Below are 14438 nucleotides of genomic sequence, written 5' to 3' on the forward strand. Positions count from 1 at the left end.
CGCCCAGGAAGCAAGATGACCCAGCCGAGCTTTGCGACCCACGAGGTCTTCAATCAATCGCCGCCGTTCGAGGACATCGACCTGTTTGCCGTGGACCAGCCGCTGGTCGAGGCCGTGAAGGCCAATGGCGGCGCGGCAGCGGAGCGGGAACTGTCAGAATTCGGCAGGCATTGGGGCTCGGCGGCGATGGCCGATCGCGGGCGGCTGGCGAACGAGACCACGCCGAAGCTGCGCACGTTCGATGCCAAGGGCAATCGCCGCGATCAGGTTGAGTTTCATCCAGCCTATCACGAGCTGATGGCGCACAGCGCTCACGCCGGCGTGCACGTCTCGACCTGGACGGCGCACGGACAACCTGCGGGCGATGCGGCCGCGGTCATTCGTGCGGCAAAATTCTACATGGCTTCGCAGGTCGAGACCGGCCATCTCTGCCCTGTTACGATGACGCGTGCCTCCGTCGCCGCGCTGGCGATGCAGCCGGATTTGCTGGCGCGCGTCATGCCGGTGCTGTCGACGAAGAGCTATGATCCGAGCTTCGCGCCATGGTGGGACAAGCGCGGCATGACGCTCGGCATGGGCATGACCGAGAAGCAGGGTGGCACTGATGTCCGCGCCAACATGACGCGCGCGGTGCGTGACGGGAACGCCTATCGCATCACCGGCCATAAATGGTTCATGTCGGCTCCGATGTGCGATGCGTTCCTGGTGCTGGCGCAGGCGGATAGCGGCCTGACCTGTTTCTTCATGCCGCGTTTTGCACCTGACGGCACCGTCAACGCGATCCAGTTCCAGCGGCTGAAGGACAAGCTCGGTAACCGTTCGAATGCGTCCTCGGAGGTCGAGTTCGTCGGCGCCTATGCCGAACGCGTCGGCGAGGAGGGCAAGGGCATTCGCACCATCATCCAGATGGTGCAGTTGACGCGGCAGGATTGCGCGATTGCGTCCGTCGGCCTGATGCGCTCGGGCCTGGCGCATGCGCTGCATCACGCGCGTCACCGCAGCGTGTTCCAGAAACATCTCGCCGATCAACCGTTGATGCAGGCGGTGCTGTCGGACATGGCGCTGCATGTGGAGGCGGGCACGGCGCTGGTGATGCGGCTCTGCCGCGCCTTCGACCGCACGCCGCATGATGCGGCGGAGGCTGCCTATATGCGGCTGTTGACGCCCGCGATCAAATACTGGACCTGCAAGAGCGCGCCGCCATTCCTCTACGAGGCGATGGAGTGCCTCGGCGGCAACGGCTATGTCGAGGACGGCATTTTGGCGCGCCACTATCGGGAGGCGCCGGTCAACGCGATCTGGGAGGGCTCGGGCAACGTGATGTGCCTCGACGTACTCCGCGCGCTCGCGCGCGAGGGCGAGGCTGCGATGGCGGTGCTGCAGACGCTTGCCGCCGAGACGAAAGGGCTGCCGGGGGCAGGCGAGGCGGTTGCATTCGTCGGCACGACGTTTCGTCGTCCCGACGGCGAGCGCGTCGCGCGCCTTGCGGTCGAGAAACTGGCGCTGCTGGCCGCGGCTGCCGCGCTCAACGGCGTGTCGCCTCACAACGCCGAACTGTTCGCCGCGACGCGGCTCGCCACCAATCACGCCAGCATGTATGGCGCCGTCGAGCTCGACAGCAGCGACGTGCGCGCGCTGCTGGAGCGGGCGCTGCCGTGAGCCTGCCAAACGAAAGCCTCCTGATGGATTCCCTCAATCCCGATCATCCGCCGCTGACCGTGACGCCGGCGCCGCTGCGCGTCTGGAAGTTCTGGGGCACGGCGTTATGGGGCCTGCTCATCTTCGTGGCGATGTTCGTCGGCCAGGTCGGCGCGGTCGTGCTGCTGGTGGCGCTGCGCGGCCTGCCGATGGATCTTGCCTCGGTGCAGGCCATCGGCCACGAGCCGCAGGCGCTGGCGCTGTCGGTGATCATGGGCCTGCCGGCGACGCTCGCCGTGGTGTGGCTCGCCATCCGGATCAAGAAGGCCTCCTTCGTCGACTATCTCGCGCTGCACTGGCCGACCTGGCGTCAATTTTTGCTCGGCGCCGCCGGGCTGCTGCTGACCGTGCTGGCCTGGGAGGTGGTGTCGCGCTCCCTCGGCCGCGAGGCGACGCCGGGATTCATGACGGATCTGTTGAAATCCGGCCGCGACAAGGGCGCGGCGCTGTTGCTGCTGCTCGCGTTCAGCGTGGCGGCGCCGATGTCGGAGGAAGTGCTCGCGCGCGGCTTTCTGTTCCGCGGCTGGTCGGCGAGTTTTCTGGGCGTGCCCGGCGCGATCATCCTGTCGTCACTGGTGTGGACGGCGGTGCATCTGCAATACGATCTGTACTTCCTCGCCGAGGTGTTCTCGATCGGGCTGTGGTTCGGCTACATGCGCCACCGGGCCAATTCGCTCTGGCTCACCATCTTGCTGCATGCGCTGAACAACATGACGGCGGTGGTGCTGACGATGTGGCTGGGGGGGTGAGGCGGGTTAACGCGCCACGTTGGTTGCCCTCGCAGAGATCCTCGAACGACCTGATTGCCGGGAAAATTGTTCTCCCGTATGTTCGGTGGAAATTCGGACCGTATTCGCCGAAAAGTTGTCGTGAGGAGCCTGTATGCCTGACCTTCAGAGGGCACACCCCTTGGCTGCAGGCCCGCAACTTAGAACCTGGGATTTTTGGGAAACGACGCTCGTTGCCTTGCTTTCAGACGGCGCGTTCGTCCTGACGGGCACGATCGTGGTGAGCATCGCGCTGGCCGTGAGCGCTGGCCCGAGAGCATACGCGTCGGGCGAGCTCCAGATGCTGGTCTCACAGGGACGCTGGTATGGCGTTTTCCTTATTTCGGGAGCGCCGGCTGCCATTGCAGTGCTTTGGATCGCCATCCGGATGGCAGGGAGAGAGTTCGGCGAATATCTCGCGCTGGATTGGCCACGAGGTGGCGAAATCGTTCGGGCTCTCGCCATTACGACCATCTTTATGTCGATTGAGGGATTTGTACTGTCGAAGATCGGTGCGAATGGGTATCAAGCCGATCCTACGCTTGTCGTGGGAAGCGCCTCGGGATTGCTCGGTTGGCTCATCGGAGGCTGCATCGCGGGACCGATCATGGAAGAATTCGTCGTTCGCGGTTTCCTGTTTCGCGGCTGGTCGCAGTCCTTTCTCGGTCCGACCGGGGCCATCTTCCTGACGTCGGCTGTCTGGGCCTTAAATCATACCCAGTATGATTGGTTCGGACGCGCGATCATTTTCGCTTTCGGGTTGGTTCTTGGCCATCTTCGATGGTCCAGCAACTCAACATGGACGAGTGTGGTCGCTCATTCGGCCTGCAACACTTTCATCCTATTTACATTGGGACGCTACGTTTAGCGCCTCACGCCACCAGCGCGATCGTGATCGGCATCGTGATCGCGGCCAAAACCGTCTGCAGCGTGATGATCTGCGCCAGCAGCGGCGCATCACCGCCCATCTGGCGGGCCAGCACATAGGCGCTCGGCGAGGTCGGCACCGCCGCGCAGATCGCGACGATGGCGAGGCTGTCGCCGGAGAGGCCGAACCGAGCCGCAAGGACCAGCGCAAGCACGGGCATCAGCACCAGCTTGAATGCCACGCCGAGGGTCGCACCGAGACTCGGGCGGAGCAGGCCCTTGATCTGGAGGCCGGCGCCGGTGACGAGCAGGCCGATGGCGAGCGAGGAGCGGCCGAGTGCGTCGGCAACCTCGTGCCAGATCTTTGGCAGCGGCAGGTGAATGATGTTGATGACGAGACCGACGACGCAGGCCCAGATCAGGGGATTGCGGATCACCGTCATGACGATCGCGCGCGCGGACTGCTTCTCGGGCGACGCATAGTGTGCAAGCACGGCGACGCTGAACACGTTGACGAGCGGAATGATCGCGACCATCGCAACGGAAGCCAGTGCCAGTCCGACGTCGCCGTAAAGGTTGGCAGAGACGGAGAGGGCGACATAGGTCTGCCAGCGCGTCGCACCCTGGAAGATCGAGGTGAAGGCGGGGCCGTCGATATCGAGGCGCGCCAGGGCCGGGCGGAGCGCGAGGCACAGCAGCGACATCGCCAGCGCCGCCAGCAGCAGCGCGCCGCCGACGCCGGCGACCGGCACTTTTGAAAGGTCGGCCTTCACCAGCGTCTGGATCAGGAGCATCGGAAACAGCACGAAATAGGTCAGCCGCTCCAAGCCGTGCCATTGCGTGTCGAGCCGCATCAGGCTGTGCCGGAGCAAGGCCCCGAGCACGATCAGGATGAAGACCGGCAGCAGCGCCGCGATCACGACGGCCATGGATCAGCCGTTTCCCGATGTTGCACGCAGATTTGCGAGCCGGTCGAGCGCGCCTTGCAGGATGAAGATCGCGGCGTGCTCGTCGATCACTTCGGCGCGCTTGGCGCGGCTGACGTCCATGCCGATCAGCTCACGCTCGACCGCGGCGGTCGAGAGGCGCTCGTCCCAGAGGCCAATGGGGAGCGTGGTCAGATTGGCCAGATTGCGGGCAAATGCGCGGGTCGACTGCGCGCGCGGCCCCTCGCTGCCGTCCATGTTGATCGGCAGCCCGAGCACGAAGCCGACGACCTTGCGTTCGGTTGCGATGGCGAGGAGGCGGGCTGCGTCCTGCTTGAACTGCTTGCGTTGGATGGTCTCGACACCGGTCGCCAGCCGGCGGTCCGGATTGGACACGGCGACACCAATGGTCTTGGTGCCCAAATCAAGGCCGATCAACCCGCCGCGTTCGGGCCAATGGGTTGCAGCATCGACGAGGGGCAGGATAAGAGCCGGCATGGACTAGCGCATATCATGCGTCGCGCTGCGCAGTGAACCCACAACAATGGATGCGCTGACACTATTCGGCCTGTTCGCCGTGACGGCGATGCTGGTCACTTACGCCCTCGAAGACCGCAGCCACTGGTTCGTGCTGCTGTTCGCCGGGTCCTGCGCGCTCGGCTCGGCCTACGGCTTTTTGCAGGGCGCCTGGCCGTTTGGTCTCGTCGAGGCGATCTGGGCCGTCGTGGCGCTGCGGCGGTGGTCGATCAGGCCGCGATGATCTCGTCATCTCCGGTCAGGCAGGACAGGAAACCTTGAAGCGCGCTGGTTTGATGGGCGGCGCGGCGCTGGATGAACAATGTCTCGACGCGCCCATGCGACGGGCTCAGCACGTGCATGGTCACGTTGCCGTTCATCGCGCTCCGCTCCACCACGGCGCGCGGCAATAGCGTCACGCCCATGTCGGCGGCGACGCAGCCGATCATGCCGTCGAGCGTGCCGAGTTCGAACCGCGCCGCCGAGGGCCAGCCGAATTCGACAAAGATCTGCTCGAGCCGCTGGCGATAGGTGCAGCCGGTGCGGAACACCAGCGCCGTCGGGCCTGATTCAGGCGTGCCGGCGCGCAGCTCGGCGAGCGAGCCCCAGTGCCGCGCGCTGACCAGCACCAGCTCTTCGCGGAAGGCGCTTGTTGCAGTGAGGTCGGCATGCGCGATCGGACCTGCGACGAAGGCGCCGTCGAGCGCGCCTTCGAGCACGCCGGTGACGAGATCCGCGGTTGGCGAGGTGCGCAGGCTGAGGCGCACCGCCGGGAAGCGGCGGTGGAAATCGGCCAGCAGCGGCGGCAGCCGCACCGCAGCCGTCGTCTCCATTGAGCCGATCGAGAGCGGTCCCTTCGGGTTACCGTCGTCGCGCGCCGCGAGCACGGCTTCACGCGAGAGCGCGGCCATCCGCTGGGCGTAGGGGAGGAGGCGCTTGCCGGCGCCTGTCAGCGCCATGCCGCGGCTGTGGCGCTCGAACAGCGGCGTGCCGATCTCGGCTTCCAGCGCCTTGATGCGCTGGGTGACATTGGACTGCACCGTGTTGAGCTCTTCCGCGGCGCGCGTGATGCCGCCGGTACGGGCGACCGCGGCGAAGGTCTGGATATCGCTCAGTTCCATGGCGTCGTTTCGCTTTTGTGATGGCTGCGTTCGTAACAATTCATTTTTCGAGAATGTTAGGCGCCCCTAATCTCGGTGTCCAGACAGGGGAGAGGCCATGCCCATTGCGACGCCGCTGACGAGGCTGTTGGAGATCAAGCATCCGGTCCTGCTGGCGCCGATGGATATCATTGCCGGCAGCCGCTTGGTGACATCCGTGAGCCGCGCCGGTGGTTTTGGCGTTCTCGGCGGCGGCTACGGCGAGAAGGCTTGGCTGGAGCAGGAGACGGCAAAACTCGCCGAGCTGCGCGCGCCGTTCGGGATCGGCTTCATTACCTGGAGCCTCGCCAAGCGGCCCGAGTTGCTCGACATCGCGCTCGCGGCAAAGCCGTCCGCGATCATGTTGTCGTTCGGCGATCCCGCGCCCTTCGCGTCGCGGATCAGATCATCAGGCGCGCGGCTGATCTGCCAGGTGCAGGACGAGACGATGGCGCGGCAGGCGCTCGATGCCGGCGCCGACATTCTGATCGCGCAGGGGACCGAGGCGGGCGGCCATGGCGCTTCGCGCACTACGATCGATCTCGTGCCTGCCATCGTCGATCTTGCCGCGGGCGGCGTGCCCGTGGTGGCGGCCGGCGGCATCGCCGACGGGCGCGGGCTCGCCGCCATGATGATGCTGGGCGCAAGCGGGGTGCTGCTCGGCACGCGCTTCTATGCGAGCCAGGAGGCCGACGGCGCCGAGGAGGCCAAGCGGCGCATCTGTGCGGCGAACAGCGGCGCCACGGTGCGCAGCATCATCTTCGATCTCTCGCGCAACAATGTCTGGCCGGCGCCGTTCACGGGACGGTGCCTGGTCAACGACCATGCCCGTCGCTGGATCGGTCGCGAGGTCGAACTGATGCAGAATGTCGCCGCAGTTTCGGCCGAATATGCAGCGGCGAAAATCTCGGGTGATTTTGATATCGCCGCGGTGATTGCGGGGGAAGCGGTCGGCCTGATCCATGATATTCCACCGGCGGCCGAGATCGTCGAGCGGATTGCGGCGGAGGCCGAGCAGTTGCTCGCCGGCCGACGCAACTCCGTCGCTTCGCTCGCTTGAACCAGGAGAGACACACCATGTGGCCCGACCGTCGACTGATCGATCTCTTCAAGACCGAATTTCCGATCGTGCTGGCGCCGATGGCGGGCGTGATGGATGCGGAACTCGTCATCGCGGCCGCGCAGGGCGGCGCGCTCGGATCGCTGCCTTGTGCGATGCTGTCAGGAGACAAGATCCGCGAGCAGGTCAGGATCATCCGCCAGCGGGTGACGGCGCCGGTCAATCTGAACTTTTTCTGCCACACGCCCGTCGAACTCACCGCCGCGGCTGAAGCGCGCTGGAAGCAGCGCCTTGCGGGCTATTACAGCGAGCATGGCCTCGATCCGGCTGCGCCTGTCAACGCGGCCAACCGGGCGCCGTTCGATGAGGCGACCTGCGCGGTAGTGGAAGAGCTGAAGCCGGAGGTCGTGAGCTTTCATTTCGGCTTGCCGGAGAAGGCTCTGCTTGACCGCATCAGGTCTGCCGGCTGTCTCGTGATCGCTTCGGCGACGACGGTGAAGGAGGCTGTCTGGCTCGACCAGCGCGGCGCCGATGCCGTCATCGCGCAAGGTGTGGAGGCCGGTGGCCATCGCGGCATGTTCCTGACCGATAGGATCGCCGAGCAGCCCGGCTTGTTCGCGCTGCTGCCGCAGATCGTCGACGCGGTGAAGGTGCCGGTCATCGCAGCCGGTGGCATTGCCGACGGACGCGGCATTGCGGCAGCTTTCGCGCTCGGCGCATCGGGCGTGCAGATCGGCAGCGCCTATCTGCGCTGCCCGGAATCCACGCACACGGCGGCCGGGCGGGCCGCGCTCGCGGGGGCGCGGGACGATTCCACCGTGATCACCAATGTCATGACCGGGCGGCCGGCGCGCGGTGTCCAGAACCGGCTGATCCGCGAGGCTGGCCCGATCTCGCCTGATGCTCCGCCATTCCCCCATGCCGCAACGGCGCTGGTGCCGCTGAAGGCAGCCGCCGAGAAGCAGGGCAAGGTGGACTTCACCAATCTCTGGGCCGGGCAGGCGATCGGTCTGGGCCGTGAGGTCCCCGCGGCGGAATTGACCCGTGAACTCGCCAAATCGGCGCTGTCCCGCCTGAAAGCGCTGGCCGGATAGGCCAGCCACGCCGGTTGCGGCGCAAAACCGGCCTCTGCTATACGGCACGTAGGTTTTACCGTGCTGGGTTTTGCCGTGAGAGGCCTTATATAATGTCCGTCGACGCTGCTACCGTCCGCCGCATCGCGCATCTGGCGCGCATTGCGGTTTCCGAGGACGAGGTTCCGCATCTGCAGGGCGAGCTCAACGCCATGCTCGCTTTTGTCGAGCAGCTCTCGGAGGTCAATGTCGAGGGCGTGGAGCCGATGACCTCGGTCACGCCGATGCAGATGAAGAAGCGGCAAGACGTGGTCAATGACGGCGACATCGCCGACGATATCGTTGCCAACGCGCCCGCGACCGAAGGTCACTTCTTCCTGGTGCCGAAGGTCGTCGAGTAGTCTTCTAATTCAGGACGCCGTCCGATGTGCATGCTTTGCGACGATGAGAAGGCCTATCAGGCCTACATGAATTACCTCGACAAGATGGAGCGGCAGGGCAAGGCCGCCGATCCCAATGTCGCAGTCAATGAAGTGCTCGACGAGCTCCAGGCCGCCGCCAATGCGGCCGCCAGAAAAAACGTCGTGCAAGACGACCCGGCCAACGACAAGACCCTGTCTCCGTTCTTCTGCAGCCCGATCAATAAATGACCGATTTGACATCGCTGACGCTCGCCGAGGCCCGCAAGGGTCTCGCCGATAAGACTTTCACGTCGCTCGAGCTGACCGACGCGCACCTTTCCGCGATCGAGAAGGCGCGCGTGCTCAACGCCTTCGTGCTGGAGACGCCGGACCAGGCGCGCAATATGGCACGCGAGGCCGACGCCAACATCGCCAGGGGCGAGGTGGGGCCGCTCGCCGGCATCCCGCTCGGCATCAAGGATCTGTTCGCGACCAAGGGCGTGCGCACCACCGCGTGCTCGAAGATCCTCGGTAATTTCGTGCCGACCTACGAGTCCACCGTCACCTCGCAGCTCTGGCGCGACGGCGCCGTGATGCTCGGCAAGCTCAACAATGACGAGTTCGCGATGGGCTCGGCCAACGAGACCTCATGCTTCGGTCCGGTCGGCAATCCCTGGCGGCGTGAAGGAAGCAACACCACGCTGGTGCCGGGCGGCTCGTCCGGCGGCTCGGCCTCGGCCGTGGCGGCGCTGCTCTGCATGGGCGCGACCGCGACCGACACCGGCGGCTCGATCCGCCAGCCCGCGGCGTTCACCGCGACCGTCGGCATCAAGCCGACCTATGGCCGCTGCTCGCGCTGGGGCATCGTCGCCTTCGCATCGTCCCTCGACCAGGCCGGTCCGATCGCGCGCAGCGTACGCGATGCCGCGATGCTGCTGCGCTCGATGGCCGGTCATGACCCAAAGGATACCACCTCGGTCGACATCGCCGTGCCGGATTACGAGGCCGCGATCGGCAAGTCCGTGAAGGGGATGAAGATCGGCATCCCCAGGGAGTATCGCCTCGACGGCATGCCGGCCGAGATCGAGAAGCTTTGGGAAGCGGGGGCGCAGTGGCTGAAAGCCGCCGGCGCCGAGCTCGTCGAAGTGTCGCTGCCGCACACGAAGTACGCGCTGCCCGCCTATTACATCGTGGCTCCGGCGGAAGCGTCCTCCAACCTCGCGCGCTATGATGGCGTCCGCTACGGCCTGCGCGAGCCGGCCAAGAACATCACCGAGCTCTATGAGAACACTCGGGCTAGCGGCTTTGGCGCCGAGGTGCGCCGCCGCGTCATGATCGGCACCTATGTGCTCTCGGCCGGCTATTACGACGCCTATTACCTGCGCGCCCAGAAGGTGCGTACGCTGATCAAGAAGGATTTTGAGGATTGCTTCGCCAAGGGCGTCAACGCGATCCTGACCCCGGCGACGCCGTCGGCGGCCTTCGGCATCGGCGAGAAGGGCGGGGCGGACCCGGTCGAGATGTATCTCAACGACATCTTCACGGTGACGGTGAACATGGCGGGCCTGCCCGGTATCGCCGTGCCATCAGGCAAGGACAGCCAAGGCCTGCCGCTCGGGCTGCAATTGATCGGCCGTCCGTTCGAGGAGGAGACCCTCTTCTCGCTCGGAGAGGTCATCGAGCAGGCCGCAGGCCGCTTCACACCCGCGAGGTGGTGGTGAATGTCGCTAGCTTCATCGCAAGCCTCGATGGCGCTGCGCCTGCGCCGGGCCTGAACGCGCCGCTCACAGGCCTGTGGTGGGCTGCGAAGGGTGACTGGGACCAGGCGCACAGGATCGTTCAGGACGACAACAGCCGCGAGGCCGCCTGGGTGCACGCTTATCTGCACCGCGTCGAAGGCGATCTCGGCAATGCCGGCTACTGGTACCGCCAGGCAGGCCAGATGGTGGCAAAGGATTCATTGGAGGCGGAGTGGCAGCGGATCGCTGCCACGCTGCTCGGGAGCAAGACATGAGCACGGCCACGCACAAGCTTCTCAAGGGAGCCACCGGTGACTGGGAGATGGTCATCGGCATGGAGATCCATGCCCAGGTGACCTCGAACGCGAAGCTGTTCTCGGGCGCCTCGACCGCGTTCGGCGGCGAGCCGAACACCCACGTCTCCCTGGTCGACGTCGCGATGCCGGGCATGTTGCCCGTCCTCAACGAGGAATGCGTCAGACAGGCTGTCCGGACCGGGCTCGGCCTCAACGCGAAGATCAATCTGCGTTCGGTGTTCGACCGGAAAAACTATTTCTATCCGGACCTGCCGCAGGGCTACCAAATCAGCCAGTACCAATCGCCTGTCGTGGGCGAGGGCGAGGTGTTGGTGGAGCTCGACGGCGGCCGCAGCGTCACCATCGGCATCGAGCGCCTGCATCTCGAGCAGGATCCCGGCAAAATGCTGCATGATCAGTCGCCGTCGCTGTCCTTCATCGATTTCAACCGCTGTGGCGTCGCGCTGATGGAGATTGTCTCAAAGCCTGATATCCGCGACGCCGAGCAGGCCAAGGCCTATGTGACCAAGCTGCGCTCGATCATGCGCTATCTCGGTACCTGTGACGGTGACATGGAGAAGGGATCCTTGCGCGCCGACGTCAACGTCTCGGTGCGCAAGCCGGGCGGGCCGCTCGGTACCCGCTGCGAGATCAAGAACATGAACTCGATCACCTTCATCGGCCAGGCGATCGAGTTTGAGGCGCGCCGCCAGATCGAGATTCTCGAGGATGGCGGCAAGATCGAGCAGGAGACGCGTCGGTTCGACCCCAACAAGGGCGAGACGCATTCGATGCGGTCGAAGGAAGAGGCGCACGACTACCGCTACTTCCCCGACCCGGATCTATTGCCGCTGGAGTTCTCGCAGAGCTTCGTCGAGGAGCTGAAGGCCGGACTGCCGGAGCTGCCGGACCAGAAGAAGGCGCGCTTTGTCGCAGACTTCGGCCTGTCGGCTTACGACGCGAGCGTGCTGGTCGCCGAGCGCGAGAGCGCGGTGTTCTACGAGACCGTGCTCGACAGGCTCGGCAATCGCGCCCGCGACGGCAAGATGGCGGCGAACTGGGTGATCAACGAGCTGTTCGGCCGCCTCAACAAGGAAGGCCGTGATGTTACGGGCTCTCCGGTGTCATCCGAGCAGTTAGCTACGATCATCGACCTGATCGGCGAGGGCACGATCTCGGGTAAGATCGCCAAGGATCTGTTCGAGATCGTCTGGCAGGAGGGCGGCGATCCTCGTGCGCTGGTGGAAAGCCGCGGCATGAAGCAGGTGACGGATCTTTCGGCGATCGAAAAGGTTGTCGACGTCATCATAGCGGCCAATCCCGACAAGGCCGCGCAGGTGAAGGACAAGCCGCAGTCGCTCGGCTGGTTCGTCGGCCAGGTGATGAAGTCATCAGGCGGCAAGGCCAACCCGCAGGCGGTCAACGAGCTGCTCAAGTCCAAGCTCGGCATCTAGCCTCGCACGTTCGGACGAGGTGACGACACGCGCCGTCACCTCGCTTCACCTCGTGATGCGACGCTCGCGCGCGCTGTCTGCAGTGATCAACATCAGCTCAAGGGCGCTTAGCGCCACCGAATCGCAGTCCGCGCGATTCGCTGAAAACGGCGACTTGCACACGCTCAGACGAACGCTTCCGCCGTTAAGCATGAAAATAATTTCGTTGCCAAAATTCGCGACTCAGAGTCCGTGACTCTGCCTTGCGAGGCAATCGTGTGCGTCGTCGCGCGCTCCGTCGCATCGATCGCATGTGATGTGCGCGCGCAGAATCATACTTGCTGCATAGTGTTTTCTTGCAATCGCAGTGCTCGACGACGTCGATACTGTGCGATGCATTTGCGATCGCAGACACGTGTCGCTGCTGACAGGCAAATCAAGCGCGGCTGGCGCACGCGCGCTGCGTCGTCAACACTTCCTTAAGTGAGAAGATGTTTTTTTCGTCGTGTTGGTGTATTCGGAATGAGTGTGCACTCGATCCCCGAATGCATGCAGCGATTAAAGCCATCTCACACATCGGAGGGCAACATGGCCAAGAAAGCGAAGAAGGCGAAGAAGGCGAAGAGCGCAGTGAAGAAGACTGCGAAGAAGACCCGCAAGGTCGCGAAGAAGAAGAAGTAACTTCGACTTCTGAAGTTGCCGGCTCCTAAGAGCCGGCACGTCATCAGCGCCTCCCAGAGGTTCTGGTCGACGATAGAGGGTGTCGGCGAGACATCAGGTCAACGGTCGGATCGTCAGCTTTCGCGAGTTTGCTCGTCCAAGCCCGGTCCGGCAGAAGAAACGAGTTTTCTTCGTTCGGTGCGGTCTCCCTGAATAAGGGCTCCGCAATTCCGCAAGCGGCCTTCGGGCTGTCATGGAATCTGGTCCTGACGTGTTCGCCGACGCCCTCGTTCCCTGAGGCCGGGGTATTGCCGGCACCCTTTCCCCGACATTGTTGATCTGTTCGCGACGTAGCTGCGCTATCGCGTTGCTTGATTGCTCCGCCTTGAAGCGGGTGGGGGCTCTGTGGCGCATGATCGTGCCAGGCCCGGCCCAACACAAATCATCACAGCGATGCTCCTTGTGGCCTGCGCGGCGTTGCCGCCGCGAACGGGACCTCCGCAGCGTCCCAAGACCCCGCACGCGCATCGCGCCGCCATCCACAAGACGTAACCACAAGGCGCGCACCACCATGCGCGATGGTTATCGATGTCCGAAAATCGCAGGGTAAACCGAATCTGACGAATCGTAGAAGTGCCTGCAAATCAGGGACTTCTTGAATCCGCCGTGTGCACGGCGCGGCCTCGCATTTACGTCTGCTTCATCGCGATACTTAAACTGCCATTCAAATTTGCCCGCCATCATCGTCGCCAACAAGCCGGCAAACGGCATCGGGCACGAAGCCCGGGGGATGAGTTGAACAGTGCGCGGTCCAGAAGGGTCACGCACATGAGAGTTGGACGGGAGCCGCGCTCGGGGACCGGGGCGGCATAAGAAAAAGGGGATGCGTTATGTTTCAGGGTACTTTTGATCTCGATACGGCCACGCCGATCGATGCGAGCGCGCTGTCGGACGTTCTGTTCGAGCGCGGGATCTATTGGGCGAGCGGTCGCGCGGGCCTGGTCGACCTCGTCGCCGCGCACAAATGGTTCAACCTCGCCGCGCTGAAGGGGCGGAAGGATGCCGTCGCGCTGCGCCAGGAAGTGGCCGGTCAGATGTCGGATGCCGAGATCGCGGCCGCGCAGCGCGAGGCGAGGGCATGGGTGTCCGCGCATTGAGCCGGGCGGCGCGTCTGGCCGCCGTGGTTTCGCGGCAAGGCCCATTGCGCTGAATCAAGTTCCTTCGTCATGTCGCCACCTAAGATCGTGCGGCATGAGTAACTTCGACAAGAATGACTCGGTCGTGGGTCATTGGCTGCCGATTCAGATCGCACCCGACGATTGCGATCTGGAACTCGGAAGGGGCGCACAAAACAGGCATCCTGCCATTGAGCTTTCCATGTCGCCGCAAGGCCGGCGTCTGGTTCAATATCTGGGCGAACGAGCCCGTGCTGATCTCGCCGTCGCACTGGCGGATCTGGCGATCCCGCATCTAGGTGAGACACTCTTATAAGAGGAGGGCGAATCGGGCCCGAGTTCCGCTGCGCGGAACCTTGCGCCGGGCTTTCGCAGCCGTGCGATGGTGGCGTTCACATCGCGCACTCACGGATCTTAATGCTGAGCGGCCCGAGACATAGGTGACAAATCGTACCGGACACATGGGTTACACTTTCCGCTTTTGTTCTGCGGGAGGCGTGGATGCCGTGGAAAGCGAGTTCGGTAATGGAAGAGCGCCTGCGCTTTGTCGCCCGGCTTCTTGATGGGGAAGCCATGACCGAGGTGTGCCGGGAGTTCGGTATCTCCCGCAAGACCGGCTACAAGATTTTCGACCGCTACAAGGAGCACGGGCTGGAGGCGTTGAGCGACCGCTCCAGGCGGCCGGTCC

Annotated in this window: 17 protein-coding genes; 14 read left to right on the plus strand and 3 right to left on the minus strand. The window is 64.3% G+C overall.

What is annotated here, in order from left to right; all coding sequences use genetic code 11:
* The first annotated feature begins 15 nt into the window (after positions 1-15).
* The 3 genes from G8O24_RS18935 to G8O24_RS18945 all read left to right on the plus strand — a co-directional run bounded on the left by G8O24_RS18935 (position 16) and on the right by G8O24_RS18945 (position 3333).
* The gene (locus G8O24_RS18935; RefSeq protein ID WP_188101860.1) at positions 16-1659 is read left to right on the plus strand and encodes an acyl-CoA dehydrogenase family protein; all 1644 of its coding nucleotides are present in this window, start codon (positions 16-18) and stop codon (positions 1657-1659) included.
* 23 nt (positions 1660-1682) lie between these two features.
* Positions 1683-2447, plus strand: coding sequence for a CPBP family intramembrane glutamic endopeptidase (locus G8O24_RS18940; RefSeq protein WP_188101908.1), 765 nt, complete (start codon positions 1683-1685; stop codon positions 2445-2447).
* A gap of 160 nt (positions 2448-2607) precedes the next feature.
* On the plus strand, positions 2608-3333 hold the full coding sequence (locus tag G8O24_RS18945) for a CPBP family intramembrane glutamic endopeptidase (RefSeq protein ID WP_244645898.1): 726 nt from the start codon (positions 2608-2610) through the stop codon (positions 3331-3333).
* A gap of 4 nt (positions 3334-3337) precedes the next feature.
* On the opposite strand, the gene G8O24_RS18950 is transcribed toward G8O24_RS18945, so the two are convergent.
* A complete protein-coding gene (locus G8O24_RS18950; protein WP_188101861.1) occupies positions 3338-4261 on the minus strand; it encodes an AEC family transporter in 924 nt (307 codons plus the stop codon).
* Between the two features lie 3 nt (positions 4262-4264).
* Entirely contained in the window at positions 4265-4756 is a 492-nt protein-coding gene (gene ruvX, locus G8O24_RS18955; RefSeq protein WP_188101863.1) for a Holliday junction resolvase RuvX, read from the minus strand.
* A gap of 46 nt (positions 4757-4802) precedes the next feature.
* On the opposite strand from ruvX, the gene G8O24_RS18960 reads away from it, so the two are divergent.
* Positions 4803-5018, plus strand: a complete 216-nt coding sequence (locus G8O24_RS18960; RefSeq protein ID WP_188101865.1) for a hypothetical protein — start codon at positions 4803-4805, stop codon at positions 5016-5018.
* On the opposite strand, the gene G8O24_RS18965 is transcribed toward G8O24_RS18960, so the two are convergent.
* On the minus strand, positions 5005-5895 hold the full coding sequence (locus G8O24_RS18965) for a LysR family transcriptional regulator (RefSeq protein ID WP_188101866.1): 891 nt from the start codon (positions 5893-5895) through the stop codon (positions 5005-5007). The two genes, G8O24_RS18960 and G8O24_RS18965, sit on opposite strands and share 14 nt — an antisense overlap.
* Positions 5896-5992: 97 nt before the next feature.
* Here G8O24_RS18965 and G8O24_RS18970 point away from each other — a divergent pair, with 97 nt between their 5' ends.
* The 10 genes from G8O24_RS18970 to G8O24_RS19020 form a co-directional block, all read left to right on the plus strand.
* Positions 5993-6973 carry an NAD(P)H-dependent flavin oxidoreductase gene (locus tag G8O24_RS18970; RefSeq protein WP_188101868.1) on the plus strand — a complete coding sequence of 327 codons (981 nt, stop codon included), beginning with the start codon at positions 5993-5995 and terminating at the stop codon, positions 6971-6973.
* A gap of 17 nt (positions 6974-6990) precedes the next feature.
* On the plus strand, positions 6991-8067 hold the full coding sequence (locus G8O24_RS18975; protein ID WP_188101869.1) for an NAD(P)H-dependent flavin oxidoreductase: 1077 nt from the start codon (positions 6991-6993) through the stop codon (positions 8065-8067).
* 92 nt (positions 8068-8159) lie between these two features.
* Complete coding sequence (gene gatC, locus G8O24_RS18980) at positions 8160-8447, plus strand: Asp-tRNA(Asn)/Glu-tRNA(Gln) amidotransferase subunit GatC (protein WP_063194894.1); 288 nt, start codon at positions 8160-8162, stop codon at positions 8445-8447.
* 24 nt (positions 8448-8471) lie between these two features.
* Positions 8472-8696: a hypothetical protein gene (locus G8O24_RS18985; protein WP_188101871.1), complete on the plus strand. Its 225-nt coding sequence runs from the start codon at positions 8472-8474 to the stop codon at positions 8694-8696.
* A complete protein-coding gene (gene gatA / locus G8O24_RS18990; RefSeq protein ID WP_188101888.1) occupies positions 8693-10168 on the plus strand; it encodes an Asp-tRNA(Asn)/Glu-tRNA(Gln) amidotransferase subunit GatA in 1476 nt (491 codons plus the stop codon). The genes G8O24_RS18985 and gatA overlap by 4 nt, the downstream gene beginning before the upstream one ends.
* Positions 10159-10461, plus strand: a complete 303-nt coding sequence (locus G8O24_RS18995; RefSeq protein ID WP_188101890.1) for a hypothetical protein — start codon at positions 10159-10161, stop codon at positions 10459-10461. The genes gatA and G8O24_RS18995 overlap by 10 nt, the downstream gene beginning before the upstream one ends.
* The gene (gene gatB / locus G8O24_RS19000; protein WP_188101891.1) at positions 10458-11936 is read left to right on the plus strand and encodes an Asp-tRNA(Asn)/Glu-tRNA(Gln) amidotransferase subunit GatB; all 1479 of its coding nucleotides are present in this window, start codon (positions 10458-10460) and stop codon (positions 11934-11936) included. The genes G8O24_RS18995 and gatB overlap by 4 nt, the downstream gene beginning before the upstream one ends.
* Positions 11937-13465: 1529 nt before the next feature.
* Positions 13466-13732, plus strand: a complete 267-nt coding sequence (locus G8O24_RS19010; RefSeq protein WP_188101893.1) for a hypothetical protein — start codon at positions 13466-13468, stop codon at positions 13730-13732.
* A 94-nt stretch (positions 13733-13826) separates the two neighbouring features.
* A complete protein-coding gene (locus tag G8O24_RS19015) occupies positions 13827-14066 on the plus strand; it encodes a hypothetical protein (protein WP_244645899.1) in 240 nt (79 codons plus the stop codon).
* 185 nt (positions 14067-14251) lie between these two features.
* Positions 14252-14438: helix-turn-helix domain-containing protein (locus G8O24_RS19020; protein WP_188101895.1), on the plus strand; the 187-nt coding region annotated here is incomplete at its 3' end.

Source organism: Bradyrhizobium campsiandrae (genome assembly GCF_014529705.1).
Lineage (GTDB): Bacteria > Pseudomonadota > Alphaproteobacteria > Rhizobiales > Xanthobacteraceae > Bradyrhizobium > Bradyrhizobium campsiandrae.

Coding starts and splice junctions, on each gene's coding strand:
- G8O24_RS18935 (WP_188101860.1), top strand. CDS start 16: ATGACCCAGCCGAGCTTTGCGACCCACGAGGTCTTCAATCAATCGCCG.
- G8O24_RS18940 (WP_188101908.1), top strand. CDS start 1,683: ATGGATTCCCTCAATCCCGATCATCCGCCGCTGACCGTGACGCCGGCG.
- G8O24_RS18950 (WP_188101861.1), bottom strand. CDS start 4,261: ATGGCCGTCGTGATCGCGGCGCTGCTGCCGGTCTTCATCCTGATCGTG.
- ruvX (WP_188101863.1), bottom strand. CDS start 4,756: ATGCCGGCTCTTATCCTGCCCCTCGTCGATGCTGCAACCCATTGGCCC.
- G8O24_RS18960 (WP_188101865.1), top strand. CDS start 4,803: ATGGATGCGCTGACACTATTCGGCCTGTTCGCCGTGACGGCGATGCTG.
- G8O24_RS18965 (WP_188101866.1), bottom strand. CDS start 5,895: ATGGAACTGAGCGATATCCAGACCTTCGCCGCGGTCGCCCGTACCGGC.
- G8O24_RS18970 (WP_188101868.1), top strand. CDS start 5,993: ATGCCCATTGCGACGCCGCTGACGAGGCTGTTGGAGATCAAGCATCCG.
- G8O24_RS18975 (WP_188101869.1), top strand. CDS start 6,991: ATGTGGCCCGACCGTCGACTGATCGATCTCTTCAAGACCGAATTTCCG.
- gatC (WP_063194894.1), top strand. CDS start 8,160: ATGTCCGTCGACGCTGCTACCGTCCGCCGCATCGCGCATCTGGCGCGC.
- G8O24_RS18985 (WP_188101871.1), top strand. CDS start 8,472: ATGTGCATGCTTTGCGACGATGAGAAGGCCTATCAGGCCTACATGAAT.
- gatA (WP_188101888.1), top strand. CDS start 8,693: ATGACCGATTTGACATCGCTGACGCTCGCCGAGGCCCGCAAGGGTCTC.
- gatB (WP_188101891.1), top strand. CDS start 10,458: ATGAGCACGGCCACGCACAAGCTTCTCAAGGGAGCCACCGGTGACTGG.
- G8O24_RS19010 (WP_188101893.1), top strand. CDS start 13,466: ATGTTTCAGGGTACTTTTGATCTCGATACGGCCACGCCGATCGATGCG.
- G8O24_RS19015 (WP_244645899.1), top strand. CDS start 13,827: ATGAGTAACTTCGACAAGAATGACTCGGTCGTGGGTCATTGGCTGCCG.